The organism is Corynebacterium sp. HMSC078H07 (assembly GCF_001812805.1).
In the GTDB taxonomy this organism is placed as follows: domain Bacteria; phylum Actinomycetota; class Actinomycetes; order Mycobacteriales; family Mycobacteriaceae; genus Corynebacterium.
On sequence record NZ_KV810519.1, the window covers coordinates 64258 to 88657 of the forward strand.

Genomic DNA, 24400 nt, shown 5'->3' on the forward strand with positions numbered 1-24400 from the left:
GGGGAAGGACTTTTACATGCGCGTACCTACACGCGTCGTTGATTCGGGGCCGTCAGCTTATCGGGAGCCAGCGCCGCCACTACCGCAGGGCACTATCGAAGCCGAGGCTGTGCCTGAGGCTGTGCGCGCCCAGCCGGTGCCGCTCGTGCGCCTGATGATGCCGCTGGTCATGATTGCGGCGATGCTGGGCATGGTGGCGCTCATGGTGCTGGGTGCAGGCGACGGGCGCCGGATTAGTCCCATGAGTCTGATGTTCCCGCTCATGATGCTCGCCAGCATGGCCATGATGTTCAATCCATCAAGTGGTAGCCAGGATCCGGATGAAACGCGGCGCACCTACCTGCGCCACCTTAAGGCGTTGCGGGAACAGGCCGTGGAACGTGGGGAAGCGCAGCGCGCTCACGAGGAACACCGCAATCCCACGCCGCGCCAGGCGGCCGCGCTCATCACGAGCCCGCGCCTGTGGGAACGAGGACCTGATGCACCCGATGCGCTGGAGGTGCGGGTAGGAACGGGCCCGATGGCGCTGTGTACGCCCATCACTGTGCCGGATTCAGGTGCGGCAGAGGACCTCGATCCGGTCTGTGCGGTGAGCGTGCGACAGACCGTGCGGGCGGTAGGAACGCTGGCGGATATGCCCGTGGTCATCCAGCTGCAGGCCTTTCCTATCGTGGGTCTGGCCGGGGACGATGCCGCGGGGGTAGCGCGAGCGATGCTGCTGCACCTCGCGGTGCTCCACGGCCCAGAGACCGTGGGGATTGAGTATGACGGCAACGAGTGGGACTGGCTCAAGTGGCTGCCGCATACCCGCGAACCGGAGCAGGCGCACTTTTGCATTCGCGTCGTCGAGGACGACCCCACGGAAGGACCCGCCGCGCTTGCCGACGTCCCCCTCAACCACCCCACGGTCACCCTCGCCGTGGGTGTCACACCGCATTCATATTTGGGCCGAAGAGCCGAGGAAGAAGGCATTTACCTGCACACCGAAGACGCGCTCTCCGTGGTGACCGCCGCGGGCGAGGAGAACCTAGGGCGCTGCGAGCATATCGATGCCGCCAGCGCGCTGTTGTGGGCGCGCCAACTAGCGCCCTACCATCGGCCTCTCGGCAGCGACGCCGGCTCGACCCCGCGGCATGGGCGCGATGCCGACCTGCCTACACTCGTGGGCTATCGGGACGTCGACGAGCTCGTTGCCTCCGGAATGTGGCATGGGCGAACCCCCTCTGAGCGCTTGCGCGTGCCCATTGGAGTAGACGACTCCGGCCAGGCCGTGTTCTTGGACCTGAAAGAATCCGCCCAGGGAGGCATGGGGCCGCACGGGCTGTGCATCGGCGCAACCGGCAGTGGAAAGTCGGAACTTTTAAGAACACTCGTCGTCGCTCTTGCCGCCACGCATAGCCCGGATGAGCTCAACCTCGTCCTCGTGGACTTCAAAGGTGGCGCGACCTTCCTTGGCTGTGATGAATTGCCGCATACCTCCGCGGTCATCACCAACCTGGAAGAGGAATCCACCCTGGTGGAGCGCATGTATGACGCCATCTCTGGTGAGATGAACCGCCGCCAGGAGTTGCTGCGCAAGGCCGGCAACTTTGCCAACGTCGGCGAGTTCAACGCCTCCGACGACGCGGTGAGCGAACACGGCCCACTTCCTGCGTTGGTCATTGTGGTCGATGAGTTCTCCGAACTGTTGGGCCAGCACCCAGATTTCGCTGAACTTTTTGTTGCGGTAGGCAGGCTTGGCCGCTCGCTCCATGTGCACTTGCTCTTGGCATCCCAGCGCTTGGAAGAAGGCCGCCTGCGCGGTCTTGATTCCCACTTGTCGTATCGCATCGGTTTGAAGACCTTCTCCGCTGGCGAATCCCGCCAAGTCCTTGGCGTAACTGATGCCTACCACCTGCCAGCCCAACCCGGCGCGGGCTACCTCAAGACCGATGCGGATGCGCCAACCCGTTTCCAGGCCTCCTATGTTTCAGGTCCGGTCACGCGCCGGGTGGTGCGCGAAGGGAGTAGCCGCGCAGTGTCGCGCGTCGAACTGTTTACTGGCTGGCAGGCAGTGGAGGAAGAATCGGAATACACGATGCTCGTGGATTCCTCTACCACGCTGTTGGCCACCGTGGTGGGCGCCGCCCGCGATGAAGCAGCCCAGCGCGGCCACGCAGCACGGCGTATCTGGCTGCCGCCGCTGCCACCGCTGGTGGAACTGTCTGCCGTGGCGGCTTTGGCCAGCGACACGCGCGCCGGGCTGCGCGCGGAGGTCGGACTCATCGATCGCCCCTACCACCAGCGTCAGGACCCACTCACCGTGGACTTCACCACGAGCGGTGGACACCTAGCGCTGTGCGGCGGACCACAGTCAGGAAAGTCTATGGCCTTGCGCAGCATCGTCGCAGGCCTGGCACTGAATCATTCGCCAACGGAGATTCGCTTCTACGTCATCGATCTCGGTGGCGGACAGCTCAGCGTCTTAGAACGCCTGCCACACGTGGCGGGAGTTGCCGGCCGCGACGAGCCTGAAAAGGTACGGCGCATCGTTGACGAAGTGGCCGGCCTTGTCCGCCGGCCGGAAGAACGCCACACCTTCCTCATCGTCGATGGCTGGCACCACATCGGTACCTCAGGCGCAGATTTTGAGGACTTGTCTGAGCCTATTACCCAGTTGGTGGCCGATGGCGCCTCCGCTCGCATCCACGTGCTTATTGCTGCTGCGCGCTGGACCAGCTTGCGACCGTCTATTCGTGACCTCATCTCGGCGCGCCTTGAGTTGCGTTTGGGCGAGGCTATGGATTCCCTGATTGACCGCAAAGCGCAGCAGAAGCTTCCGGCCGCACCTGGGCGCGGTATCACGGTGGCGGGGGAGAACCTCCTTTTCGCGTCGACTTCCGCGCAAGACATCGCCCACATCTGCGGAGTCCATGCGGATGCAGAAGCCGTGCCAGCACTCAAGATGTTGCCAGCGCTTCTCACGGATCTGCCCCAGCCTGCCGACGGGGTGACACCTCGGGGCATCGCATGGGGAATTGGTGGTCCCGACCTCGAGGTTCTCACGTGGGATCCGGCGACGCAGCACCACCTTGTGTGCATCGGCTCGCAGGGCGCCGGAAAATCCCAATTCCTCAGCGTCATCCTGGCGGGTATTAGCCGGATGGGCAGAGAAGCGGCGCGCCTGGTGGTCATCGACGAGCGCCGCGCACATTTGGGGACGCTGGAGGAGGAGATGGTGGCGGCGTACGGGGCGTCGGCAAGCGCGGCAACCCAGACCATCATCGATACCGTCCGCACTCTGGAACAGCGCCTGCCCGGCCCGGAGGTTACTCCCGCGCAACTTGCTGCGCGCAGCTGGTGGGATGGCCCTGAGATCTTCCTCGTCATCGATGACCTGGACCTGGTCAGCGAGATTGCACTCGCGCCCCTGCTGGAACTTCTCCCGCATGCCCGGGACGTGGGATTACACCTGGTCCTGGCACGTAAGTCCGGCGGCATTGGCCGCGCACTGTTCGGACAGTTCCTCTCTGCCGTGCGTGATCTGCAGCCGGCGCTGCTGCTTCTCGACGCCGACCGTGACGAAGGCGCCATCTTCGGCATCAAACCCACCGCCCTGCCACCAGGACGTGGCCAATGGGTCGTCCGCGGCGCGGCACAAGGCCTGGCCCAGGTGTATGTGCCGCACGAATCTAGCCCAGCTGACCCCACAACTGATTCAGACACGACTCATTCAGGAGATAATCATGACTACTAGCCACGCGCTGCGCAGCACCAGCGCCCCCACGACGACCTTGACGGTGACGGTTCTTGATGCTGCGACCATCTATGAAGGCCCCGAGACCGTCTACCGCTATGACCTCCCCGGAACCGGCATTGTAGAGGGATGGGCCCTGGACACTGTCCTTGACCAGGTGGAAAAGATTTGCGGAGCGGACTGGCCGGACGTCACCGTTGATGTCATCGACGATCCATCCGGAACTGAAATCAGTTCGGAAGCCGTGGCTATTCTGCGCCGCCAGCTGCGTGCCGCAGGAGCCAGCGTTGAGGAACCTGAACCGCCAGCCGTACCCGCGCCGCCGCCCCCGGTGAGAAGAAGCGCACTGCCAGACAGCGATGATGCCGTCACTGATGAGGGCCTCGCCCCGGGCAGACCTAGCCACAGCCGGCTGCGGCGTTCACACCGCGCTGCGGCCCCGCGGTTCCCGCTTGATATCGACCCCTTCTATATCGCCATAGCCGTAATGGTGCTATTGGTGGCTGGGGTCTCGTGGTGGGCGGTGGGACGCAAGGATGCAGCCCTTGCAGCAAGCTCGGCTCACGACGACTCCACCGCCACCGCCTCTGCCGGCGCGTCGCCATCACCCGGTTCCGCGGTGGAAGCCCCAGTGACAGCCACCGCTGATACCCAGGATTCTTCGACAGAAGAGTCCGGCAGCCAGCAGTTGCGCCCAGGGCAGCAGGCAATCGAGGTCGAAGGTATGTCCCTAGTCTTGCCCCAGGGCTTCCGCACCAGTGTGGAGGATGGCCTCGTCACTGCCGCAGGGGAGGACCCGAACCTGCGCATCCTTCTGGCAGCGGATCCGCTCTTCAACGTGCCGGTGGAGGTTCTCTTTGACGAAATCACTCAGCAGATTGAGTCCGATCCGGCGCTGCACGACCCAGCCGAGGAATCTGGCCGTCTGTCCTATACCGAGGATCCCGGCGATGGCTCACGGGTCACGTGGATGATGTGGGAAGACAAAGGCCATCAGATGTCGGTGGGATGTCACACCAAGTTTGAGCCCAACGTAGTACAGAAAGCTGCCTGCCGGATGGCGGCAGAATCGCTGGTCAAGAAGGAATAGCACAGCCGACTTGAAGAAAAAATAAAAAGTTTGGAAGGGCTGGGAACCGATGGAGCGCAGCTTCAGTCCAATAAAGATGAGAAGGACAACAGGGTGCTTCTCGGGGGACAGATTCACCAACTAAAAGCCCTTGTACTGAAGGGATTGGCCCCACGAAGGGATACAGAAAGGGACAAATACTATGACTCAAACTTTCCGCACTGAAGCCGACGTCATGGTGGCTACCGCCGGCCGCGTTGACTCCACCAATGATGAAGTTCAAGGAGAGCTCACCCGCCTGCAGGGCGTAGTGGACTCGGTCCGTGCCAGCTGGTCCGGCCGCGCACAGGTGTCCTTCGACAACCTGATGCAGCGCTACAACACCTCCGCGCAGCAACTGCGTGAGGCCTTGACCTCTATCAGCGAAAACATCCGCGACAACGCTCGCAACTTTGATTCTGTTGAGGCTGATAACGCCCAGTCCTTCGACAACGTCGGCGGCGCGGGCTTGGCCCTCTAGCGACGCACCGAATAACCACCATTAATTCACTGAACTACACGCAAGGAATATTTCATGTCTGGAATCAAGTACCAGTTTGGCGCCATTGCCGGTGCCGCCGCTGACATCAACTCCACCTCCGGCCGCATCAATGGCCTTCTCGGTGACCTTAAGTCCACCCTGCAGCCCATGGTTTCCACCTGGGAAGGCGAAAGTGCTACCGCCTACAACGCTGCGCAGGCTAAGTGGGACAAAGCGGCCGCAGAACTCAACACCGTGCTCGCTACTATCTCGCAGACTGTCTCTCAGGGCAATGACAACATGAGTGACGTCAACCGCCGCGCCGCCGCTAGCTGGGGCTAAGCGGACCGAATCTACGTCTTTCGCAGCAGGCTGGATCCTAAGCACCCTTCTTCATTACCCATTCACAATTATGAGCGGTGAATGGCGCGGAAGAAGGGGATGAGGAGAAGCTGGACGCACCGCCATCAACTCGTGCGTGGGAACTACTGCTTGCTGTGCGAAAGGCGCCGGTATCGCTTCTCGTCAACGTTTCTTCCCTCTGATTCCCCCATGTCCATTCACAGGGCGGGGAAACGTTGGCGGGGGGCGATATCGGCGTTTTGGGTTTTTAACCTGCTGCGTACTAAGGTGAAACACCTATGTGTCCGCACCTTCGTTGAGGGGGTGCGCGCGGGCTGCAGGTCTCCACCGGCCGCTGTATGTATCCGCGTATGGGCATTCATAGCGATGGCCGGCAGTTCCGAGACAGACTTTCAAGGAGTCATTTTGTCTACTTTCCACCCGAAGAGCGGTGACATCACCCGCAAGTGGTACGTCATCGACGCTACCGACGTGGTTCTGGGCAAGCTCGCTTCCACCGTGGCTGACATGCTGCGCGGTAAGCACAAGCCTCAGTACGCACCGAACGTTGATTGCGGCGACCACATCATCATCCTGAATGCGGACAAGATCCACATTTCCTCCAACAAGCGCGAGCGCGAGATGCGCTACCGTCACTCCGGTTACCCGGGCGGCCTGAAGTCCATGACCCTTGGTCAGTCCCTGGACACCAACCCGGTCCGCGTTATCGAAGAAGCTGTGAAGGGCATGATGCCGCACAACAAGCTTTCCAACGCCTCCATCAAGAAGCTGCACGTTTTCGTGGGCGAGGAGCACCCGTACGCCGGCCAGAAGCCGGAAACCTTTGAGTTTAAGCAGGTGGCACAGTAATGACCGAGCAGAACATCGACAACAATGTAGCCGACGCTGCCGACATCGCTGCAGCAACCGCCGCTACCGAAGAGTTCACCAACACCATTGGTGATTCCCTGGCAACCGATACCGAGGCTGAGGTTGAGACTGCTGCCCCGGCTATCCACGAGGGCCCGATCCAGACCGTTGGTCGCCGTAAGCGCGCCATCGCTCGTGTTCGCCTCGTTGCTGGTTCCGGCAACATCTCCGTCAATGGCCGTGCCTTTGACGAGTACTTCCCGAACAAGCTGCACCAGCAGGACATCCTGCAGCCGCTGACCATCCTTGAGCGTGATGGCCAGTTCGACATCAAGGTCACCGTCCACGGTGGTGGCCCGACCGGTCAGGCCGGCGCCCTGCGCCTGGCTATTGCCCGCGCACTGAACGTCTACAACCCGGCTGACCGCCCGGCCCTCAAGAAGGCTGGTCTGCTCACCCGTGACGCTCGTGCCGTGGAGCGCAAGAAGGCTGGTCTGCACAAGGCACGTCGTGCCCCGCAGTACTCCAAGCGTTAATCTTCGCTTACTGCATTGTCCGAAAGCCGCTGCTTCCTTTATTGGAGGCGGCGGCTTTCGCCGTTTTAATAGAGCTTGCTCTCGGCTTTCTATAGGTGCTTCGGGAGAGGCTTGCCAATCTCACGCTATTAACACGCTGCCTGTCTTGGTCTTACTCCCATGGGGAGTAACCCGGTAAGTTTCCCGTTCGTGCAGCGCAGCTGTGTGATTCTACTTATACTAAGCGGCGTGAATGTGATTGTGGAAAGCGTAAGGGATGCGCTGGCAGTTCCTGTCGATGCCGCGAAGCTGCTGTGGCGCTATCTGCCGCAGCTGGTTACCGTGATTGCCTTATCGCTGGCAGCACGCGGTGCGGTGCTGTGGCTGGCAGTTGTTGTTTCTTCAGTTTCGCCCCTAGCGGCTACCCTGATCTTCCCCTTTGCGCCGCTGTCTGTGATGACAGGTGTCATCATCTGTTTCTGGATCATGCAGCCGTCCATGGAGTTTTTCGGCGGCGAGACCCGCTTTACCAAGCTGGATAAGACCACGCTTCTGACCGTCGGCGGCCTGCTCATTCCGTTCCTCACCGTGTATTCTTCCCATGGATTGCTGCGTGATGACGGGCGCACGTTTGTGTACGACAGCATCACCATTGAGGTGGCCACTAGCTTTGTGGATTATGACTTCGGGCGCTCCCTCATTAGTACTGGATGGCTTTTTGCTGGCTTTATCCTTTCCATCCTTGTTCTGCGCAAGCTCATTGGTGCGCTCAAACTAGGAGAGCGCGCTTTCGGCATGGCTACTGCCGCGGCCTACCTTGAGATTCTGTGGATGGCCACGGCGTCGCTCAGCATCAGCAGCAATCTAGACAAGGTCCGTACGTGGATCCTCACCCGCCAAGGCATTGGCCCAGTATGGGATGCAATTGTGAGCGCCAAAGATTGGATAGTTGAGCACACAGGAATCATTGGCGCTCCGATCGGATGGTTGTGGAGCAACGCGGCGCAGATGGGCAATTTCATCGTCGTTCCTTTCGCCTGGTTGACCTTAGGTGCGGTGGTGTATAACACGAGTCTGACTAGGGAAGAAGACAAGAAGTCCCCTTCGGAGGACACGGTTCCTCCAGAGCAGACGGTGGCTGATGCCCCCATTGAAGGCCCCGCTGAAAGAGGCAGGCTCTCCCCGCATGCCGAGCAAAAGATGTGGGCCGAGTACGGCCGCCGCTACTCTGAAGCAGCATTCCGCACGACTCGTGACATGCTCGACAACGCTGCGCAGCCAGTGGTGGGACCCTTCCGCAGTGCGTGGCGCAACTTCAAGACGCTGACCGTTGCAGGAGTAGTCCCGATGCTGACATTCTGCTTCGTCTTTGTTCTGGCATCAGCCGCAGAGTTGGGCGTGATTTATGCCCTGCGCGCCATCATTAAGCCAATGGCCTTGGGGATCATCACGATTGGTCTGGAGCCCTATGTTCTGGTTGTGGCTCGCGCAGTCTATTTCATCGTGGCGCTACCTCTCGTTGTGGCCGCGCTGGATCGCTTCCTCAACGCGGAATATGCCACAGAGGAAGAACTGGATGAAGAAGCCGATGGTGATGTAGATGAAGCGCCGGAAGCAGAAACCGAATCAGCCGCAGCGGCGGCTCCGGCAGGAGAGAAGTAGGTGGAACAGGTGACGCAGACTACGGATAACTCTCAATCCGCCGAGGTGGACCGCGCGGAGGCTACTACTGATTCTTCCGGGCAGATGAGCTCACGGAAACTCAATATCCTCACTGTGGTAATTGCAGCGGTTCTGGTCGTTGGTGGAATCACCGTGGAACAGATCGAACGACATGAATCTGGTGATGAGCTGGCACGCCCAGACCTGCGCGAAGACCACATTGTGAACCTGCGCCCTGAGACCGCAGACGTACTACCAGAGACCTTTATTGAGAAGGTTGCGTTATGTACTGAAACCGCGCTTATGTCAACGAATGCTTTGCTCGAAGGTGCACATGGCTATTCCTGCAAACCGTGGCTTACCAAGGAACAGGATGAACAAGGACTCATGACGTTCCATAGCTCGCGGAGCGTCGTCATGGGGGAGGAAGCAGAGAAAATTTACCGCGCCCTGCCCGACTTCCACGATGAGACGTTCCAAACATCAACCCGGACTGTTCGTGAAGCGAATGGCACGCAGCCAGAGGTCCTTGTCAATGAATGGGGCAAAGACGGATTTGGTGGCGGTGACATCTTTGTTTACTACCCGCAAGAAAAGATTTTGGTGTCCTGGCCTTGGAACAAGACAGACCCAGGCGCACAGGACATCGAGGCGGTTGTGAGCGGAGAAGGCTTCTAAGAGCCCGTGCCCAAACGAACTTCGTGCGGGGCACCCCAGGTGATGAATAACTCTGTGGGAGCGAACCCGACGGTAGTGACGAAGTAATACGTCATTTCCCATTTCTCTGGGCGCTTGCTGGGCTCGGGGAGAATGTTGGCATCTAATTCAAACGGATTGATCGCCATCGGACCTTCTGCGCCTTCTGGTTCGCACAAGTTGGGAAAAGCAGCGGGAAAATCGACCGGCGCATCTTGTGGGGAAACCACGAGGCGGACAGGTTGCTCGATTCCTTCGGCATTCCGAAGTCCCACCTCGCATCCTTCGAGTGGGTTTTCCGGATCTGCGTGCCATGCCACGGTGGCTTTGTAAAGCTCTAAGTCTGTTGGAAGCTGAGGCGGATCCATAAGGTTTTTCTCCGCATACGCAGTGCCGAATTCCGCAGGCTCAGCTTTTTCAAGGCTGGTGAGTTCGACTGTTGCGGAGCGCTGAACGGTGTCTTTATCCACTTGGTAATCAAAACTGAACTCAACCGGCTCCTGCTTGCCTGCTTGAGCAATCGAATGCACTGACAGTGGGCGATAGCCGTGCACCATGACCGAGGAGGAAGCCGCCACCATCACAGCGAGTGCTGGGATTGTTGCTGCCCACCACCAGGCTTTTGAGTGCTTTTTTGATGCTGTGACCTGTTGCGTCATGCTTTAACCTCCACGGCGGTGTGAAGCTCCTTGCCCATAGGCACTGGCTGCTGGTGGAAATCACCGAGGACGTTTTCTACCTCTAGCTCCAGAGTGGCAGGCCCCAGTGAGTCTTTGGGAAGTACAAAGATACTGGTGCACGTCATGGGTAAAGAGGTCACTTCAGTGTCACATTGTGGGGAAGACGTGCGGAAAACACGCCCTTGGGAGTCTTCCAGCTTGGGAATCAAGGGGTATGTGTGCGTGCGTTCCAGCGTGAAGTCAATGGCAACTTCATATAGCTCGTTGAGCTCTTCGCCTTCGGGTAGCGTGCCGGTAAATTCTGCGTATTCCGCAGCAGCCAGTGGGCGGGTATGGGCTTCTACCTGGCTGATACGCGTGTGCCCAGGGATTTCGTCCGTGTATTCAAAGTGGGCGAACTCAACATCACGTGGCTTCGGCATCTGGTCACTAATGAAAATGCCAAGTGAGGTGATCGCTGCGGCCACGGCGACCATCGGTACTTTTCTACGGTTGAGCAGGGGCCGAGCGGAAGACTTGCGATGCGTCATGCTAACTCCATCTCTGCTACGGGTGTGGGGTCAAACCAGCGGTAGGACATGTCCAACCTAGATTTGCGTACCGTCAGGTCGTTGAGGGTGAGCACCGTCCCGGGAACGTCATCCACGATGATGTCAAGAGCAAAGGGGACCCCGGGGTTGGCTACCGTTACCGGCCCATTGTGTAGGGATGGTGACACGGAAAACTGGTCAATTGGTAGGGGCTCACCATTCCTGGTCAGCGTAAACATCTTCTGGAAGTCCGAAAATGCTGCGTCCTGAGTATTGAGTACAGTGGCGGTGACATGGACTTGGCCGTCCTCTATGCGCGGCTTATCGAAGACCACCTGGGCCGGCGTTACTTCTACCGTCTCACCTGGAGTGATGGTCGTAGGATCCTCAGTTTTTGCTGGTTCGGTATTGCCAAGCACAAGAAAGACAGCTGCGACAGCGAGTGCCGCCATGTTGAACTTGGTGATTACACCGTCTGTCAGTGTCTTGAGGGCTCGAAATCCCTTTGAGCCTGTGCGGCTCATCACGCCTTTTGCGTCCGCCATGTCCAATATTCAAGCAGAAGTTGGCACGCCGCGCGCGTCAATCGGGGAGTTTCCCCAGTGCACGGCAATGTGCTTCAGCCTCTGAACGAGTGTAGAGCCCCAACCTGCGGTAAGTGGGGTTTAGAGGGCATAATTAAGAGCTATGACTCGACTTTTTGGAACCGATGGAGTTCGCGGCCTCGCGAACAAGAAGCTCACCCCGATTCTCGCACTGCGCCTGGGCCAGGCTGCGGCGGAAGTGTTTACTTCAGACCGTGAATCCTATGAGCGCCGCCCGCTCGCGATTATTGGCCGTGACCCTCGCGTATCCGGTGAGATGCTGGATGCGGCGATTGCCTCGGGTTTGGCATCGCGTGGCGTCGATGTCGTTCGTGTCGGTGTACTGCCTACTCCGGCCATCGCGTTCCTTACCGATGACTTTGGGGCAGATCTTGGCGTGATGATTTCTGCTTCCCACAACCCGATGCCGGACAACGGCATTAAGTTCTTCTCCGCCGGTGGCAAGAAGCTGCCAGATGAGGTCGAAGATCGCATCCAGGCTGCCATGGACAATCTCAAGGAAGACGGCCCCACGGCGACTAAGATTGGCCGCATTATCTCTGAAGCGCCGGAGGGTCGCGAGCGCTACCTCAAGCACCTTGCTGAGGTGGTCACCACAGATTTGAGCGGCATCAAGGTTGTCGTGGATACCGCGAATGGTGCAGCCTCCAAGGTGGCGCCGGAAGCATACGCCGCAGCAGGTGCTGAGGTTATTGCCATCCATAACAAGCCGAATGCTTTCAACATCAACGAAGACTGCGGTTCGACGCACATCGATAAGGCACAGGAGGCCGTCGTGGAGCACGGCGCCGACTTGGGCTTGGCGCACGACGGTGATGCCGACCGCTGCCTAGCTGTGGATGCTGAGGGCAATGTCGTCGATGGTGACCAGATTATGGCCCTGTTGGCGGTGGGCATGAAGGAGGAGAATGACCTCCGCTTTAACACGTTGGTCGCTACCGTGATGTCCAACCTCGGTCTCAAGATCGCTATGCAGGAGCAGGGCATTAAGGTCAAGGAGACCGCTGTGGGTGACCGTTACGTGCTTGAAGAGCTCAACCGCGGCGATTTCTCCTTGGGCGGCGAGCAGTCCGGCCACGTTGTGCTTCCGGATGATTGCACCACCGGTGATGGAACGCTGACCGGCCTATCCATCATGGCGCGCATGGCCAAATCCGGAAAGTCCCTCAAAGAGTTGGCTTCGGTCATGACCGTACTGCCGCAGGTTCTCATCAACGTTCCGGTATCTAATAAAGCTGCGATTCTCGACGCCCCCGAGGTCAAGGAAGCCATCGCTGCTGCGGAGGCGGAGCTTGGCGATACTGGCCGAGTGCTACTGCGACCATCTGGTACCGAGGAACTTTTCCGCGTCATGGTTGAAGCCGCTGAGGAGGAACAGGCCCGCAAAGTGGCGGGCAAGCTCGCTGCAGTGGTTTCCGCAGTCTAGTTCGCTTCACTCAATTGCGACCCCGGGCCATGCGGCCTGGGGTTTTGTGTTTTGTGGGTGGTGGGGGAACCGAGGGGAGGCTTTCTCAGTCCAATAAGGGCAGGAAAAACTGTTCGTTGTGGACGAGAAGGAGGGCGCGTTTATGCCCGACGTATTTTTTGATGAGGATGAAGCTACGCAGCTTCTGAGTACCGTTATTGGCCAAACCGCCATGCAGAGTGATGCCCACCGGAGTGATGTACCTGTTTATCCGCAGGCGTCTGCGGGCAGGGACTTTGGCGGACACGGGGCTCAGATCCAAGCCCTCCTCAACCGGTTGCATGAGCGCGGCGCGTGGCGTTTGAACAATATGTCTGCGACGGCTGATGCTGCCCGGGCACAGCTGCACGCCTTCGGCGATGTAGATCGTGGCCTGGCTGGCCACCTAGGCGCGCAGACCTCGGGGGTGAACTAGTGTCCACAATGGCGAAGTCCCTGTTGGGGGACTATTCACAAGCAGTGTCTCAGTTCCAGGCCGCGAGCATGGGCAGTTACGCCGGCCCCAGAACACCAATTGGGCTGTTAGGGGATATGGTCGGCTCGGTCGATGGAATCAACACCGAGGACCTTGTTTCCAGCACTGCCTCCGCAATGGGAGCCCGCCGCCCAGATGGCGGTGGTAGGGGGCTGAAGGAATTCCTCCTCGGAACCGTTCTGTCGTTGGCTGGGGGTGCGATTATGGAGCATCTACGCGGCGTTCAGGATGACTTTGAAGAGGAACGCCGCGAGGCCGATGACCTTGTAGAGTCCGCGCAGCAATGCTCGGATGCTATTGAGGATGTTGTCGATGTCTCCGACTCCGCTTTGGTGGAGCTCATCTCTGCAGTCATTCCGCTGCTCAACATCCTGACAATGCTGCTGCAGCGTCACCCGTTGGGCAAACTCATTGCGCCTGGGATTTCATCGATTGGCAGCGACCTCATTGAACACACAAATGACACGATCACGCAGACCTGTCGTGACCGCGACACCGCTATAGAGAACTGCTATTGCGAGTTTGAAAGGCGCTGCAGTGAGGTGTGTGAGCGCGAGCTTCCCGAAACACCTCCAAACCCCGAGTGCGGCCGCGAGGAGGAAAAGCAGGAGTGCCCGCAGCCAGCCCCTGAATCATGTGAGCCAACCGCGCCAGCCACGCCGACTGCGCCTGCTCAGCCTGCTGCGCCATCTGCTCCGTCGAGCCCACCTGCCCCAAGCGAACCCTCGGAGTCTGAACCGACTCCGAAACCGCAGCCGCCTGCTAAGCCCGAAGCCCCACAGCAGCCAGCCCCAGAAAAGGACTCCGATCCACAGACAGAGCCCCAGCAGGTGTCCGAGCCGTGCCCACCGGAGACCACCCCACAGAGCGTAGTCACGCCGAAGCCAGAGGAGAAGATTCCAGAACCAGTACGAGAGCCTGAGCCTGATTCAGCTGAGGACACCGTGAAACCTTGTGGTTGCCAGGAGGATCAGGAAGAGAAGGACGCTCACTCTTGTGGCTGCGACAAGAGTGAAAAGAGTGAGGAGGAGCAGGACTGCACTACCACGCCAGCAGATGCGGGAACACCAATTCCGGTAGAGGAGGTTCCTTCGGAGGAATTGATACCTTCAGAACAGCCAGTAGAACCCGAGCAGTCAGAGGATGTTGACACGGTAGAAGAGGACATCGAGGACTGCGAAGACTCGGAAGAGGCTGCCGATGAAGAGGAATGCACTCCTGAACAATCATGCAGTGGTGTTTTGGGAATCCTTGGCGTGGGCATTGCTCTGGTGGGGCTGGGGCTTCTGGCTGATGCCGCAAAGGATTTCTTTGAGAACTTGCCTGAACCGGAGTTTGAGCCGGAACCCGCACCAGAGCCTGAGCCGGCGCCTACGCCCGAACCCGAGCCGGCGCCTCCTAGTGATGATGGCGTGATCGCCCCACCACCGGAACTCAATACCGTGCCGGAACCGACTCCGCCGCCGGAGAAAATCGCACATGTACAGGCGGCTGAGGCTCCCGCGCCCGCCGCCCCGGACCCAGAACCAAATACAGCTTCGCCCATTGAACAGCATGATGTTCACGATGCACCAAGTTCAGAACCTCCATCCGTACACGCACGAAAGGCAGGGCAGTGGTAATGCCGCATAACGATTTTGATGAATTCGCCCGCGGGTTCCGTGAGCGCACCGCAGCTCGGTTATTGGAGTTTGAAAAGGTGATGGCCAAAGCACAGGAAGACCTAGAAAAGTCTGCGCAGCGCGCTACCCAAGCCCAAACGCACCCAGAAAGACAGGGACGAAGTCCAGCTTCTAGAGGCGTTATGCATGGACAAAGCCAGGGACAGGGCCAGAACCGCCCGCGTGGTCAAGTGCAATCGGTGCTCAGGCGCAGCTGATGCAGCAGCGAGAAACAAGTCTGGTTCCTCGTAGTCACAGGTGATACTGTGAGGTGGCTGACTACTGCACGTATCAACCAGGGTGAGGAGAATGCCGCATGACAGTGCCTTGGCTTTATGACGTCCTGTGGGGCGTTCTTCCCATGCTTTACCTCTTGGTGGCTTTTGTTGTGCTTGGCATTGAGATTAAATACGACAGAGATATGGCGCACATAAAGCTGTGGGCGGCCGCTCAGTTGATTCTGCCGGGCATTGCACTTATTGCCTGGTACTTTCTTGAAGTCCCTAAGCTAAAAAGACTAAAGCAGGACGGATAACTGACCGTCCTGCTTTAGCTGAAGGAAGAGTTGCGCCTTGCGGCGCCTTCTAGTTGAAACGCATTTAGTCGCGTTCGAAGCCGGCGCGCTTGGCCAAAGCCTCGCCGGTAAAGCTTTCCACGCCCTTAGCGGAAGCGTCGGCAGCCGCGAAAGCGTCGTACTTGGACTCACCCGCTAGCTCGCTAAGAAGGAACCCGGTGACGAGACCGCGGGCGGTCTCCACCGCAGAGCCCTGGAAAAAGCCGGAGCCAAGCGCGAGCTTGAAGAACTTATCTTCGCTGAAACCAGACTGCGTGCCCTTAGCAATCTCACGGTAGGCCACCGGTCCGCCCCAAGCATTTGCTAGCTTGGCGGGGTTACCTGCGCGGAAGATGTCATCCTGGCCCGCGCCGATAATAAGACCACGTGCCTTCACAGTGGGGGCGGCCTTGACCGCGGACGGTGACGTGTCAGCCGGGTAGAGGGCCGCTACTGCACGGACCTTGGGGTTATCCACGGCTGCGAGTGCGGCCACGCCGCCGCCCATACCGTGGCCGACGACGCCCAACTTGGAGGCGGACACCGAAATCTTGCCCGCACCCAGTTTCACGCCGGTGGCAATCTGCAGGGCAGATTCGACGTCGGCAACGAGGTTGCGGTGCTTGGCAAAAGCACCGGTTTCCGTATCGGGAGCAACAACGACGATGCCCCAGCTAGCAAGGTGGCGCAACGTAGCGTGGTAATCCTTGATGCTCTTCGTCCAATCGTGGGCAAAGGCTACAGCAGGCAGGCCTTTTCCTTCAGACGGGGTGTACACCTTGCCCTCAATTCCTGCATAAGACAGGTCACCAACGAGGACGCGGTGCGGGCCGCGCTTGGACAACGTACCGAGATGCTTCTTCAAATTCGCAGACACGCTTTACAGAATAGAGGAAAGACTGCCCGCACAGGTGGAATAGGCCGTAGGGAGGGGGAGTAGAAAGCGATTCTGCAAAGGTCAGGCCCGCGGCAGAAAACTGCCCCTCCCAGACCGTCAACATGGTGATACGTGCTGTAAAATCCAGTTTCATGTGTGGAATTGTTGGATATGTAGGCCATAACACTGATGGTCGTGACTACTATGCCCAAGACGTCGTGCTGGAAGGCCTGCGCCGACTCGAATACCGCGGGTATGACTCCGCGGGCGTTGCCATGTACGCCGATGGTGGCATCGGCTGGCGCAAGAAAGCCGGTAAGGTAGCGGCGCTCGAAGCCGAAATCGAAGCCCGCCCGCTCAAGGACTCGGTCCTGGGCATTGGACACACCCGTTGGGCCACCCACGGCGGACCGACGGACCTCAACGCCCACCCGCACGTGGTGGATGGCGGCAAGCTCGCCGTCGTACACAACGGCATTATCGAGAACTTCGCCGAGCTGAAGCACGAGCTGGAGGCCAAGGGCCACAACTTCGTGTCCGAAACTGATACCGAGGTCGCCGCCACTTTATTGGGGGACGTCTTCCACAACGAGGCCGGTGAGAACCTCACCAAGGCGATGCAGCTGACCTGTGCTCGCCTTGAAGGCGCGTTTACCCTCCTCGCCATTCACTCTGACCAGGCTGACCGCATTGTGGCAGCGCGTCGTGACTCGCCGCTGGTTATCGGCCTGGGTGAGGGCGAGAACTTCCTGGGGTCGGATGTTTCTGGCTTCATCGACTACACCAAGTCCGCCGTGGAAATGGACAATGACCAGGTCGTGACCATTACCGCGGACGAGATTGAAATCACTGACTACGACGGCAAGCCTGCACAGGGCAAGCCTTTTGAAATCAAGTGGGACGCCGCAGCTGCTGAGAAGGGCGGCTACAACTCCTTCATGGAGAAGGAAATCCACGACCAGCCTGCTGCTGTGCGCGATACGCTGCTGGGCCGTCTGGATGAGAACGGCAACCTGGTACTCGACGAAGTCCGTATCGATGAGTCGGTGCTCAAGTCCATCGACAAGATCATCGTCATTGCCTGCGGTACCGCCGCGTACGCCGGTCACGTTGCGCGCTACGCCATCGAGCACTGGTGCCGCATTCCGTGTGAGGTCGAGCTTGCTCACGAGTTCCGTTACCGCGACCCCATCGTGAACGAAAAGACCCTCGTTGTGGCCCTGTCGCAGTCGGGCGAAACCATGGATACCCTTATGGCCGTGCGCCATGCCCGCCAGCAGGGAGCCAAGGTGATTGCCATCTGCAATACCCAGGGTTCCTCCATCCCGCGCGAGTCCGATGCCGCACTGTATACCCACGCCGGCCCGGAGATCGCCGTGGCGTCCACCAAGGCCTTCCTGGCACAGATCACCGCAACCTACCTGCTGGGCCTATACCTGGCGCGCCTGCGCGGCAACATGTTCTCCGACGAGGTCACCGCGGTACTCAACGAGCTCCGCGCCATGCCGGACAAGGTCGAGGCGGTCATCGAGAATGAGGGGCAGGTCTACGATCTGGCCAACGCCATGGAGAACGCGAAGTCGGTACTTTTCCTGGGCCGCCACGTCGGCTTCCCGGTGGCACTTGAAGGTGCGCTGAAGCTCAAGGAGATTGCGTACCTCCACGCAGAGGGCTTTGCTGCCGGCGAGCTTAAGCACGGCCCGATTGCCCTCATTGAGGAAGGCCAGCCGGTCTTCGTTATCGTTCCGTCCCCACGCGGTCGTGATTCCCTGCACTCCAAGGTGGTCTCCAACATCCAGGAGATCCGCGCCCGTGGTGCCATCACCATCGTGATTGCGGAGGAAGGCGACGAAGCCGTCGAGGCCTACGCCAACCACATCATTCGTATCCCGCAGGCGCCGACGCTCATGCAGCCCCTGCTCGCTACCGTCCCGCTGCAGATTTTTGCCTGCGGTGTGGCCACCGCCAAGGGCTACGACGTCGACCAGCCGCGTAACCTAGCGAAGTCCGTCACCGTGGAATAAATCCACACTCCCCATCGAGCGGGCAGCGAGTCTAAGGCTCCTGCCCGCTCGTGGCACAATAAGGGACATGCTGAAAACCACCGTCGACCTCGATGCCATTGCCCATAATGTCGCCTACATGAAGGACGTGGCGGCCCCAGCCCGCCTCATGTGCGTGGTGAAAGCGGACGCCTATGGCCACGGCAACGAGCGTGTCGCTCCCGTCATGGAAGCAGCAGGTGCAGATTCCTTCGGCGTAGCCACGCTGGAGGAGGCGGTGGCATTGCGTGGCGTTATCCCAAAGACCCCCATCGCAGCGTGGCTGTGGGATCCGAAGGAGGACCTCACGCCGGCGTTGGATGCGGGCATTCAGATCGGTATCCCGTCTCTCGAGCACGCCCGTGCGCTGATTGCCACTGGGCGCCGCGCCGAGGTCTTCGTGTTGGTGGAGACGGGGATGCACCGATTGGGCGTCGACAAGCAGCAGTGGGAAGAGACGTTCGCACTGCTTCGCGACGTCCCCACCCTCACCGTCCACGGCCTCATGTCCCACTTTGCGTGCGCAGACGAGCCGGCGCATCCGCACAATGACCACCAAGAGGCAGAATTCCGGGAAGCTCTGGCCTGTGCCCGTGGCGTAGGCCTCGAATGCCCAGTGAACCACCTGGCTAACTCCCCGGCGGTACTTACGCGTCCTTCCGCACGTTTTGACCAAGCGCGCGTCGGCGTGGCTTTGTATGGCCTAGAACCCGTTGCTGGGCGCGACCATGGACTTAAACCAGCAATGACGTGGGAAAGCTCCGTGGTGGCGGTGAAGCCGATTTCGGAGGGAGAATCCACAAGCTACGGGCTGACGTGGACCGCCGATAGCGACCGCCAGCTCGCCACCGTGGCGGTAGGCTACGCCGATGGTCTGCCGCGAGCCTTTCAGGGAGCGCTCAAGGTAGGCCTCGGCGGCGAGCTTTACCCGCAGGTGGGGCGCGTGTGTATGGACCAGATCATCGTGGACCTCGGCGCCAATGAGCGCGGAGTTACAGCGGGGGATCGTGCCGTCATTTTCGGGAGGGGCGGTATGAGTGCAACGGAGCTCGCGGAGGCGACGGGGACGATTAACTATGAAATTGTATGCCGCCCCACCGGGCGCACCGAGCGCTTTTACCGTGAAGGAGATAACAATGCGAAGTGATTTTCCCCACGAGGGCACTCATATCGCCGCTACAGCTGAAGAGACCTACGCACTCGGGGAAAATCTCGGTGCAGCGCTGGAAGCCGGGGATTTGGTCATTCTAGATGGGCCTCTGGGAGCTGGAAAAACAGCGTTTACCCAGGGGATTGCCAGTGGTATGCAAGTAAAGGGGAGGGTGACCTCGCCGACATTTGTCATTGCTCGGGAACACCCTTCACTCGTGGGCGGGCCGGCGTTGGTTCACGTCGATGCGTACCGCCTCCTTGACCACTCTGATGATCCATTAGGAGAGTTAGACGGTTTAGACTTGGACACCGATATCGACGACGCCGTTGTCGTTGCCGAATGGGGTGGTGGCTTCATGGAGCGTCTGTCGGATTCCTATCTGTTCGTCTCGATCAATCGTGACGCAGAGGATGATAGCCGTGTTTTTTCGTGGAAATGGGTGAATTAGTGTGCTGACGTTTCTCGCCGAGCAACCCCTGTTGACTCTCTTCTTGATCATGGCCGTGGGTTTGGCCATCGGCAAGATTAACTTCTTTGGCATCTCGCTCGGTGCAGCGGCGGCGATGTTCGTGGCCCTGGGTCTTTCCGCTGCTAACCCGGACATTGTGGTTCCGCCATTCGTGTATCAGTTTGGCCTCGCCATCTTCGTCTACGTCATCGGTCTAAACTTCGGCCGCAGCTTCTTTGAAGATTTCCGGCGCCGTGGTTGGAAGATGTCGCTGGTCGTTATCGTTTTCTTCTTCGTTCTCGCCGGACTGACTGCCGGCGCGGTGCGCCTGTTTGATCTTGACCCAGCGCAGGCCGTCGGTATGCTGGCCGGCTCCCAGAGCTCTACCCCCGGTATGGCTGCCGTGGTGGAAACCTTAGGCGGAAACAGTGCCCCAGTCGTTGGTTACTCCCTGGCGTACCCAGGCTGCATCATCGCCACCATCCTGGTGGCTGCGATTGGCGCTAAAGTCTTCCGCGTCAACCACGTCAAAGACGCCAAAGAAGAAGGCATGCTCTCTGAGCCCCTCAAGTGGAAGGCCGTGCGCCTGACCAAGGATCCTGGCGTGACCGTGGGCGAAATTGCGGAGTACACGGGTGAGGCTGTCATTGCTACCCGCTGCCTCCGCAAGTCCAACGAGCACGTCCTTGCAGATCCAGACATGGAGCTGTATGCGGGTATGGAGCTTCTGCTTAACGGCACGATTCCATCGTTGGAGCGCGCGATTGCCATCTTGGGTGAAGAAATCGAGGTGCACCTCCACGAGGAAGACGGCCTGATTTACCGCCGTCTCACGGTGTCGAATCCAAACGTAGCCGGCCGCACGATTGGGGAATTGGATACGTTGAGCCAAGGCTTCCTCATTGCCCGTATTCGCCGCGGTGATACCCAAATTGTGCCGAATGAAAACACCGTGCTCTACTACTCGGACCGTGTCCGTGTGGTCACTGCTCCGGGCCGGCTGGACGACGTCCGAAACTTCCTCGGTGACTCCGAATCCAAGCTCGGCAACGTGGACTTGCTCCCCTTTACCCTCGGCCTGCTCATTGGTCTGCTCTTCGGTGCTATCCCGATTCCGCTGCCCGGCGGCACGACGCTGTCCTTCGGTTTCGGTGGCGGCCCCATCGTGGTGGGCCTCATTCTTGGTGCCCTGGGCCGTACCGGCCGCATCCACTGGCAGATGCCATTCCACGCGAAGCAGACGATTTCTACCCTGGGACTCACACTCTTCCTGGCGGGCGTGGGTACTTCTGCCGGTGGTCAGTTCCGTGATGCTCTCTCTGATCCGGTGTCGCTGAAGTACATGGGCGTAGGCCTTGTTCTGTCCCTCGTTGCTGCCATCGGCTTGGGTATCGTGTGCACCTTGGTTCTGCGCCTCAAGTTCGATGAGTCCATGGGCGTGGCTGCTGGCATGACCACCAACCCTGCGGTGATGGCCTACCTGAACTCGCAGACCGGTACTCAGCTGGCGGAACGCGGCTATGCCACGGTGTATCCGACCACCATTATTGGCAAGATTCTTATGTGTCAGATGCTGGCATTGATCATCGTCTAAGGAGTTCCTGCGCTGGGTCGTGCAGGGACGGGGGAGGGCAGTCACGTAGGATGAGCACGTACTGCACCTCCCTTTTTTAGGAGCGATTTAATCTTTATGAACAAGCTTGGCCAATTCATTACCACTGTCGTCATCGGCGGCTTCGCCGTCTTCCTCGCAGCACTCATCGCCCTGTCGATGACCCACACGGAGGAAGACTCGTCCTCGACTCTGGCGGAAACCCTGGAGAAGTACCCGAAGAAGCTCGACTTCGCTGCGCTCATTGTGCCGGATGTTTACGGCCCTGAGGAGGTTGCGGGCCTCATCGTGTGCCCGGGTACCACGGAGGAGCAGCTTTCTGATATTCCTGCGGCCGAGGCCGGCATCGACTTCGAGGACGGCAAGGTGGCTGATGACGTGAACTACTTCGTCACCATGTCGACTGAGCAGGAGTACTCGGCGGAGAAGCTGCAGCGCTCCAACGTTGACCTGTGCCGTGATGTGCTCACGCAGGTTGAGGCGGCGAAGGCTCAGGGCCAGGACATCGCCGCAGTGTACCCGGTGCAGCCGCAGCAGCCGATGCAGTTCCTGCGCGCTGAGAAGGATGACGACTCCACTCGCTGGCACTTCGCGGGCTAATGAAGGTTCTCGCACTCGACACCGCCACGACTGACCTCGTCACGGGCATCGTCGATACCACCACGGGGGAAAGCGTCGACCGCGTTGTCAGCGAAACGCGTGCACACAACGAGCAGCTCATTCCCACCATTGAGCAGCTGCTTAACGACGCCTCCCTGACCTACCCCGACCTCTCCGCCATCGTCGTCGGCACCGGTCCGGGCCCCTTCACCGGCTTGCGCGTCGGCATGGCGACGGCCTCCGCTCTGGGCGTGGCGTTAGGGCTGCCCGTGTATGGCGTGTGCACGCTCGATGCCATCGCGCAGGGCCGCGAAGGGGAGTGGCTCGTGGCCATCGATGCCCGCCGCAAGGAGGTTTATTGGGCCACCTACTCCGAGGGACGCCGCATCAGCGGACCGGAGGTCACCCGGCCGGAAGATCTCACGGTGCCTGCAGGCTTTTCCCCGCGCCTGATCTTCCCAGAGGCCATTGCCCCGCGCCTTCCCGAGGCCCTCGCCGGCCTTCCCCGCGAATGGGATACCCCGCGCGCTGCGGGCCTCGTCGCGTGCGCCGACCTCGATTCCGAACCGGCCCCGCTCGTACCGCTCTACCTGCGCCGCCCCGATGCGAAAGTCCCGCAAGCCACGCCTCGCTCAACGGCGCTTATCGGCGGCACTGAACCTTCTGCATCATGAGACTGCGACCGCTTACGCTTAGCGATGTCCCCCGCTGCGCCGAGCTGGAAAAAGTCCTCTTCCCCGGCGAAAGCCCCTGGCCTGCCCGCGCCTTCGAGCAGGAAATCGCCGCGGGGCACACCACCTACTGGGTGGTTGACGCAAGCGTCAACCACGTTGGCCATAATGACAACCGCGTAGACCACGACGTCAACCGCGTGGGCCATAATGACAACCACGCCGACCACGACGTCGCCCACGGGGTTGTAGGCTATGCCGGCGTCGGCCGCATGGGCCCCGCCGCGTGGCCCGAGTATGAAATCCGCACCATCGGCGTTGCACCTGAAGCGCAGCGCCGCGGCATCGCGCGGATGATGATGGATGCCATCGTCGAACTCGCTGACAGCCACGACGCACCTATCTTCCTCGAAGTCCGCGTGGGTAACGATCCCGCCATCCGCCTCTACGAGGCCTATGATTTTGTCATCAACGGCCTGCGCCGCAACTACTACCAGCCTTCCGGCGCGGACGCCCACACCATGTACCGACCACGAAAGAGTGAGAGATGATAATCCTCGGCATCGAGTCCTCCTGCGACGAAACCGGAGTGGGCATCATCGAGCTATCGGATGACGGCCACATGGAGATTCGCGCCAACGTCGTTGCCTCCTCCATGGAGCAGCACGCCCGCTTCGGCGGCGTGGTTCCGGAGATCGCCTCCCGTGCCCACCTTGAGGCCATGCCGCAGGTGATGACGGCGGCGCTGAAAGAGGCGGGCGTCGACAAGCCTGATGCGGTGGCCGCCACCGTGGGACCGGGCTTGGCCGGTGCACTCCTCGTCGGGGCGTCGGCAGCCAAGGCCTTCGCCTCCGCGTGGGGCGTGCCTTTCTACGGCGTCAACCACCTCGGCGGACACGTCGCGGTGGCCAACCTCGAAGGCGAGGAGCTGCCGCACTCGGTGGCCCTGCTCGTCTCCGGCGGCCACACGCAGCTCCTCGAAGTCGAAGCCGTGGGCAAGCCCATGAAGGAACTGGGCACCACGCTTGACGACGCCGCCGGCGAAGCCTACGACAAAGTCTCCCGCCTCCTGGGCTTGGGGTATCCGGGAGGGCCGGTCATCGATAAGCTCGCCGCCCAAGGCAAGCCCACCATCGACCTGCCGCGCGGCCTGTCCAAGGCCGAGGACCTGCGCGGGCCCAACCGCCACAACTTCTCCTTTTCCGGCCTCAAGACCGCGGTGGCGCGCCACGTGGAAAAAGCCGAGCGCGAAGGCTCGACAATCCAGGTGGAGGACCTGTGTGCATCCTTCCAAGAGGCGGTGGCCGATGTGCTCACCGCCAAAGCGGTGCGCGCCTGCCAGGACACCGGCGCCAAGGTGCTGCTGCTCGGTGGCGGCGTGGCGGCCAACTCCCGGCTGCGCGCGCTGGCGGCGAAGCGCTGCGAGTCCGCCGGTATTGAGCTGCGCGTGCCGCGCTTTTCCCTCTGCACCGACAACGGCCTCATGATTGCCGCTATCGCCGCCCAACTCATCCATGAAGGCGCAGAGCCTTCCGGGCTGGACTGCGGGACCGATACCCAACTAGAGGTGGAAATTCCGCTCGTCGCCGCTGCGCGCTAGCGGATGCGGGAAGCCCAG

At 60.2% G+C, this 24400-nt stretch carries 24 protein-coding genes; 20 read left to right on the forward strand and 4 right to left on the reverse strand.

Annotated elements, in window-relative coordinates:
* The first annotated feature begins 16 nt into the window (after positions 1-16).
* From eccCa to HMPREF2875_RS12490, 8 genes are all read left to right on the forward strand, one after another.
* The gene (eccCa, locus tag HMPREF2875_RS12455) at positions 17-3736 is read left to right on the forward strand and encodes a type VII secretion protein EccCa (RefSeq protein ID WP_210388200.1); all 3720 of its coding nucleotides are present in this window, start codon (positions 17-19) and stop codon (positions 3734-3736) included.
* A complete protein-coding gene (locus tag HMPREF2875_RS12460) occupies positions 3726-4826 on the forward strand; it encodes a type VII secretion-associated protein (protein WP_070673510.1) in 1101 nt (366 codons plus the stop codon). Before eccCa ends, HMPREF2875_RS12460 begins: the two co-directional genes overlap by 11 nt.
* A 181-nt stretch (positions 4827-5007) precedes the next feature.
* The gene (locus HMPREF2875_RS12465) at positions 5008-5325 is read left to right on the forward strand and encodes a WXG100 family type VII secretion target (protein WP_039673786.1); all 318 of its coding nucleotides are present in this window, start codon (positions 5008-5010) and stop codon (positions 5323-5325) included.
* A 54-nt stretch (positions 5326-5379) separates the two neighbouring features.
* Positions 5380-5667, forward strand: a complete 288-nt coding sequence (locus HMPREF2875_RS12470) for a WXG100 family type VII secretion target (protein WP_039673789.1) — start codon at positions 5380-5382, stop codon at positions 5665-5667.
* Positions 5668-6093: 426 nt separating this feature from the next.
* On the forward strand, positions 6094-6537 hold the full coding sequence (gene rplM / locus HMPREF2875_RS12475; protein WP_070673665.1) for a 50S ribosomal protein L13: 444 nt from the start codon (positions 6094-6096) through the stop codon (positions 6535-6537).
* A complete protein-coding gene (gene rpsI, locus HMPREF2875_RS12480; RefSeq protein ID WP_070673511.1) occupies positions 6537-7073 on the forward strand; it encodes a 30S ribosomal protein S9 in 537 nt (178 codons plus the stop codon). Before rplM ends, rpsI begins: the two co-directional genes overlap by 1 nt.
* A 228-nt stretch (positions 7074-7301) precedes the next feature.
* Positions 7302-8714, forward strand: a complete 1413-nt coding sequence (locus tag HMPREF2875_RS12485) for a hypothetical protein (RefSeq protein WP_141754634.1) — start codon at positions 7302-7304, stop codon at positions 8712-8714.
* A gap of 9 nt (positions 8715-8723) precedes the next feature.
* Complete coding sequence (locus tag HMPREF2875_RS12490) at positions 8724-9392, forward strand: hypothetical protein (protein WP_141754635.1); 669 nt, start codon at positions 8724-8726, stop codon at positions 9390-9392.
* Here the strand turns inward: HMPREF2875_RS12490 and HMPREF2875_RS12495 are convergent.
* From HMPREF2875_RS12495 to HMPREF2875_RS12505, 3 genes are read right to left on the reverse strand one after another with little or no spacing between them, the layout of a single operon-like run.
* Positions 9389-10069, reverse strand: a complete 681-nt coding sequence (locus HMPREF2875_RS12495; RefSeq protein WP_070673514.1) for a hypothetical protein — start codon at positions 10067-10069, stop codon at positions 9389-9391. The genes HMPREF2875_RS12490 and HMPREF2875_RS12495 overlap by 4 nt on opposite strands.
* Positions 10066-10620, reverse strand: a complete 555-nt coding sequence (locus HMPREF2875_RS12500; RefSeq protein WP_141754636.1) for a hypothetical protein — start codon at positions 10618-10620, stop codon at positions 10066-10068. The genes HMPREF2875_RS12495 and HMPREF2875_RS12500 overlap by 4 nt, the downstream gene beginning before the upstream one ends.
* Positions 10617-11165: a hypothetical protein gene (locus tag HMPREF2875_RS12505; protein WP_070673516.1), complete on the reverse strand. Its 549-nt coding sequence runs from the start codon at positions 11163-11165 to the stop codon at positions 10617-10619. The genes HMPREF2875_RS12500 and HMPREF2875_RS12505 overlap by 4 nt, the downstream gene beginning before the upstream one ends.
* Positions 11166-11307: 142 nt before the next feature.
* On the opposite strand from HMPREF2875_RS12505, the gene glmM reads away from it, so the two are divergent.
* From glmM to HMPREF2875_RS12525, 4 genes are all read left to right on the forward strand, one after another.
* Complete coding sequence (glmM, locus tag HMPREF2875_RS12510; protein WP_070673517.1) at positions 11308-12651, forward strand: phosphoglucosamine mutase; 1344 nt, start codon at positions 11308-11310, stop codon at positions 12649-12651.
* A 142-nt stretch (positions 12652-12793) separates the two neighbouring features.
* Entirely contained in the window at positions 12794-13105 is a 312-nt protein-coding gene (locus HMPREF2875_RS12515) for a hypothetical protein (RefSeq protein ID WP_070673666.1), read from the forward strand.
* 8 nt (positions 13106-13113) lie between these two features.
* Positions 13114-14787 (forward strand): zinc metalloprotease, encoded by a 1674-nt coding sequence (locus HMPREF2875_RS12520; RefSeq protein ID WP_246817121.1) that lies wholly within the window; start codon positions 13114-13116, stop codon positions 14785-14787.
* 355 nt (positions 14788-15142) lie between these two features.
* The gene (locus tag HMPREF2875_RS12525) at positions 15143-15361 is read left to right on the forward strand and encodes a hypothetical protein (RefSeq protein ID WP_070673519.1); all 219 of its coding nucleotides are present in this window, start codon (positions 15143-15145) and stop codon (positions 15359-15361) included.
* Between the two features lie 64 nt (positions 15362-15425).
* Here HMPREF2875_RS12525 and HMPREF2875_RS12530 read toward each other — a convergent pair whose 3' ends face one another.
* Positions 15426-16256, reverse strand: a complete 831-nt coding sequence (locus HMPREF2875_RS12530; protein ID WP_070673520.1) for a dienelactone hydrolase family protein — start codon at positions 16254-16256, stop codon at positions 15426-15428.
* A 152-nt stretch (positions 16257-16408) separates the two neighbouring features.
* Here HMPREF2875_RS12530 and glmS point away from each other — a divergent pair, with 152 nt between their 5' ends.
* From glmS to tsaD, 8 genes are all read left to right on the forward strand, one after another.
* The gene (gene glmS, locus HMPREF2875_RS12535) at positions 16409-18280 is read left to right on the forward strand and encodes a glutamine--fructose-6-phosphate transaminase (isomerizing) (RefSeq protein WP_070673521.1); all 1872 of its coding nucleotides are present in this window, start codon (positions 16409-16411) and stop codon (positions 18278-18280) included.
* A gap of 67 nt (positions 18281-18347) precedes the next feature.
* Complete coding sequence (alr, locus tag HMPREF2875_RS12540) at positions 18348-19445, forward strand: alanine racemase (RefSeq protein WP_070673522.1); 1098 nt, start codon at positions 18348-18350, stop codon at positions 19443-19445.
* Positions 19435-19899: a tRNA (adenosine(37)-N6)-threonylcarbamoyltransferase complex ATPase subunit type 1 TsaE gene (gene tsaE, locus HMPREF2875_RS12545; protein WP_070673523.1), complete on the forward strand. Its 465-nt coding sequence runs from the start codon at positions 19435-19437 to the stop codon at positions 19897-19899. The genes alr and tsaE overlap by 11 nt, the downstream gene beginning before the upstream one ends.
* 1 nt (position 19900) lies before the next feature.
* Complete coding sequence (locus tag HMPREF2875_RS12550; RefSeq protein ID WP_070673524.1) at positions 19901-21493, forward strand: aspartate:alanine exchanger family transporter; 1593 nt, start codon at positions 19901-19903, stop codon at positions 21491-21493.
* Positions 21494-21589: 96 nt separating this feature from the next.
* Positions 21590-22111 carry a hypothetical protein gene (locus HMPREF2875_RS12555; RefSeq protein ID WP_070673525.1) on the forward strand — a complete coding sequence of 174 codons (522 nt, stop codon included), beginning with the start codon at positions 21590-21592 and terminating at the stop codon, positions 22109-22111.
* The gene (tsaB, locus tag HMPREF2875_RS12560; RefSeq protein WP_070673526.1) at positions 22111-22785 is read left to right on the forward strand and encodes a tRNA (adenosine(37)-N6)-threonylcarbamoyltransferase complex dimerization subunit type 1 TsaB; all 675 of its coding nucleotides are present in this window, start codon (positions 22111-22113) and stop codon (positions 22783-22785) included. Before HMPREF2875_RS12555 ends, tsaB begins: the two co-directional genes overlap by 1 nt.
* Positions 22782-23333: a GNAT family N-acetyltransferase gene (locus HMPREF2875_RS12565; RefSeq protein ID WP_070673527.1), complete on the forward strand. Its 552-nt coding sequence runs from the start codon at positions 22782-22784 to the stop codon at positions 23331-23333. The genes tsaB and HMPREF2875_RS12565 overlap by 4 nt, the downstream gene beginning before the upstream one ends.
* On the forward strand, positions 23330-24382 hold the full coding sequence (gene tsaD, locus HMPREF2875_RS12570; protein ID WP_070673528.1) for a tRNA (adenosine(37)-N6)-threonylcarbamoyltransferase complex transferase subunit TsaD: 1053 nt from the start codon (positions 23330-23332) through the stop codon (positions 24380-24382). Before HMPREF2875_RS12565 ends, tsaD begins: the two co-directional genes overlap by 4 nt.
* Positions 24383-24400 lie beyond the last annotated feature (18 nt).

Coding starts and splice junctions, on each gene's coding strand:
- HMPREF2875_RS12495 (WP_070673514.1), bottom strand. CDS start 10,069: ATGACGCAACAGGTCACAGCATCAAAAAAGCACTCAAAAGCCTGGTGG.
- tsaE (WP_070673523.1), top strand. CDS start 19,435: ATGCGAAGTGATTTTCCCCACGAGGGCACTCATATCGCCGCTACAGCT.
- HMPREF2875_RS12520 (WP_246817121.1), top strand. CDS start 13,114: ATGGCGAAGTCCCTGTTGGGGGACTATTCACAAGCAGTGTCTCAGTTC.
- tsaB (WP_070673526.1), top strand. CDS start 22,111: ATGAAGGTTCTCGCACTCGACACCGCCACGACTGACCTCGTCACGGGC.
- glmM (WP_070673517.1), top strand. CDS start 11,308: ATGACTCGACTTTTTGGAACCGATGGAGTTCGCGGCCTCGCGAACAAG.
- HMPREF2875_RS12555 (WP_070673525.1), top strand. CDS start 21,590: ATGAACAAGCTTGGCCAATTCATTACCACTGTCGTCATCGGCGGCTTC.
- alr (WP_070673522.1), top strand. CDS start 18,348: ATGCTGAAAACCACCGTCGACCTCGATGCCATTGCCCATAATGTCGCC.
- HMPREF2875_RS12515 (WP_070673666.1), top strand. CDS start 12,794: ATGCCCGACGTATTTTTTGATGAGGATGAAGCTACGCAGCTTCTGAGT.
- HMPREF2875_RS12500 (WP_141754636.1), bottom strand. CDS start 10,620: ATGACGCATCGCAAGTCTTCCGCTCGGCCCCTGCTCAACCGTAGAAAA.
- HMPREF2875_RS12505 (WP_070673516.1), bottom strand. CDS start 11,165: ATGGCGGACGCAAAAGGCGTGATGAGCCGCACAGGCTCAAAGGGATTT.
- glmS (WP_070673521.1), top strand. CDS start 16,409: ATGTGTGGAATTGTTGGATATGTAGGCCATAACACTGATGGTCGTGAC.
- tsaD (WP_070673528.1), top strand. CDS start 23,330: ATGATAATCCTCGGCATCGAGTCCTCCTGCGACGAAACCGGAGTGGGC.
- HMPREF2875_RS12465 (WP_039673786.1), top strand. CDS start 5,008: ATGACTCAAACTTTCCGCACTGAAGCCGACGTCATGGTGGCTACCGCC.
- HMPREF2875_RS12565 (WP_070673527.1), top strand. CDS start 22,782: ATGAGACTGCGACCGCTTACGCTTAGCGATGTCCCCCGCTGCGCCGAG.
- rpsI (WP_070673511.1), top strand. CDS start 6,537: ATGACCGAGCAGAACATCGACAACAATGTAGCCGACGCTGCCGACATC.
- HMPREF2875_RS12460 (WP_070673510.1), top strand. CDS start 3,726: ATGACTACTAGCCACGCGCTGCGCAGCACCAGCGCCCCCACGACGACC.
- eccCa (WP_210388200.1), top strand. CDS start 17: ATGCGCGTACCTACACGCGTCGTTGATTCGGGGCCGTCAGCTTATCGG.
- HMPREF2875_RS12525 (WP_070673519.1), top strand. CDS start 15,143: ATGACAGTGCCTTGGCTTTATGACGTCCTGTGGGGCGTTCTTCCCATG.
- HMPREF2875_RS12470 (WP_039673789.1), top strand. CDS start 5,380: ATGTCTGGAATCAAGTACCAGTTTGGCGCCATTGCCGGTGCCGCCGCT.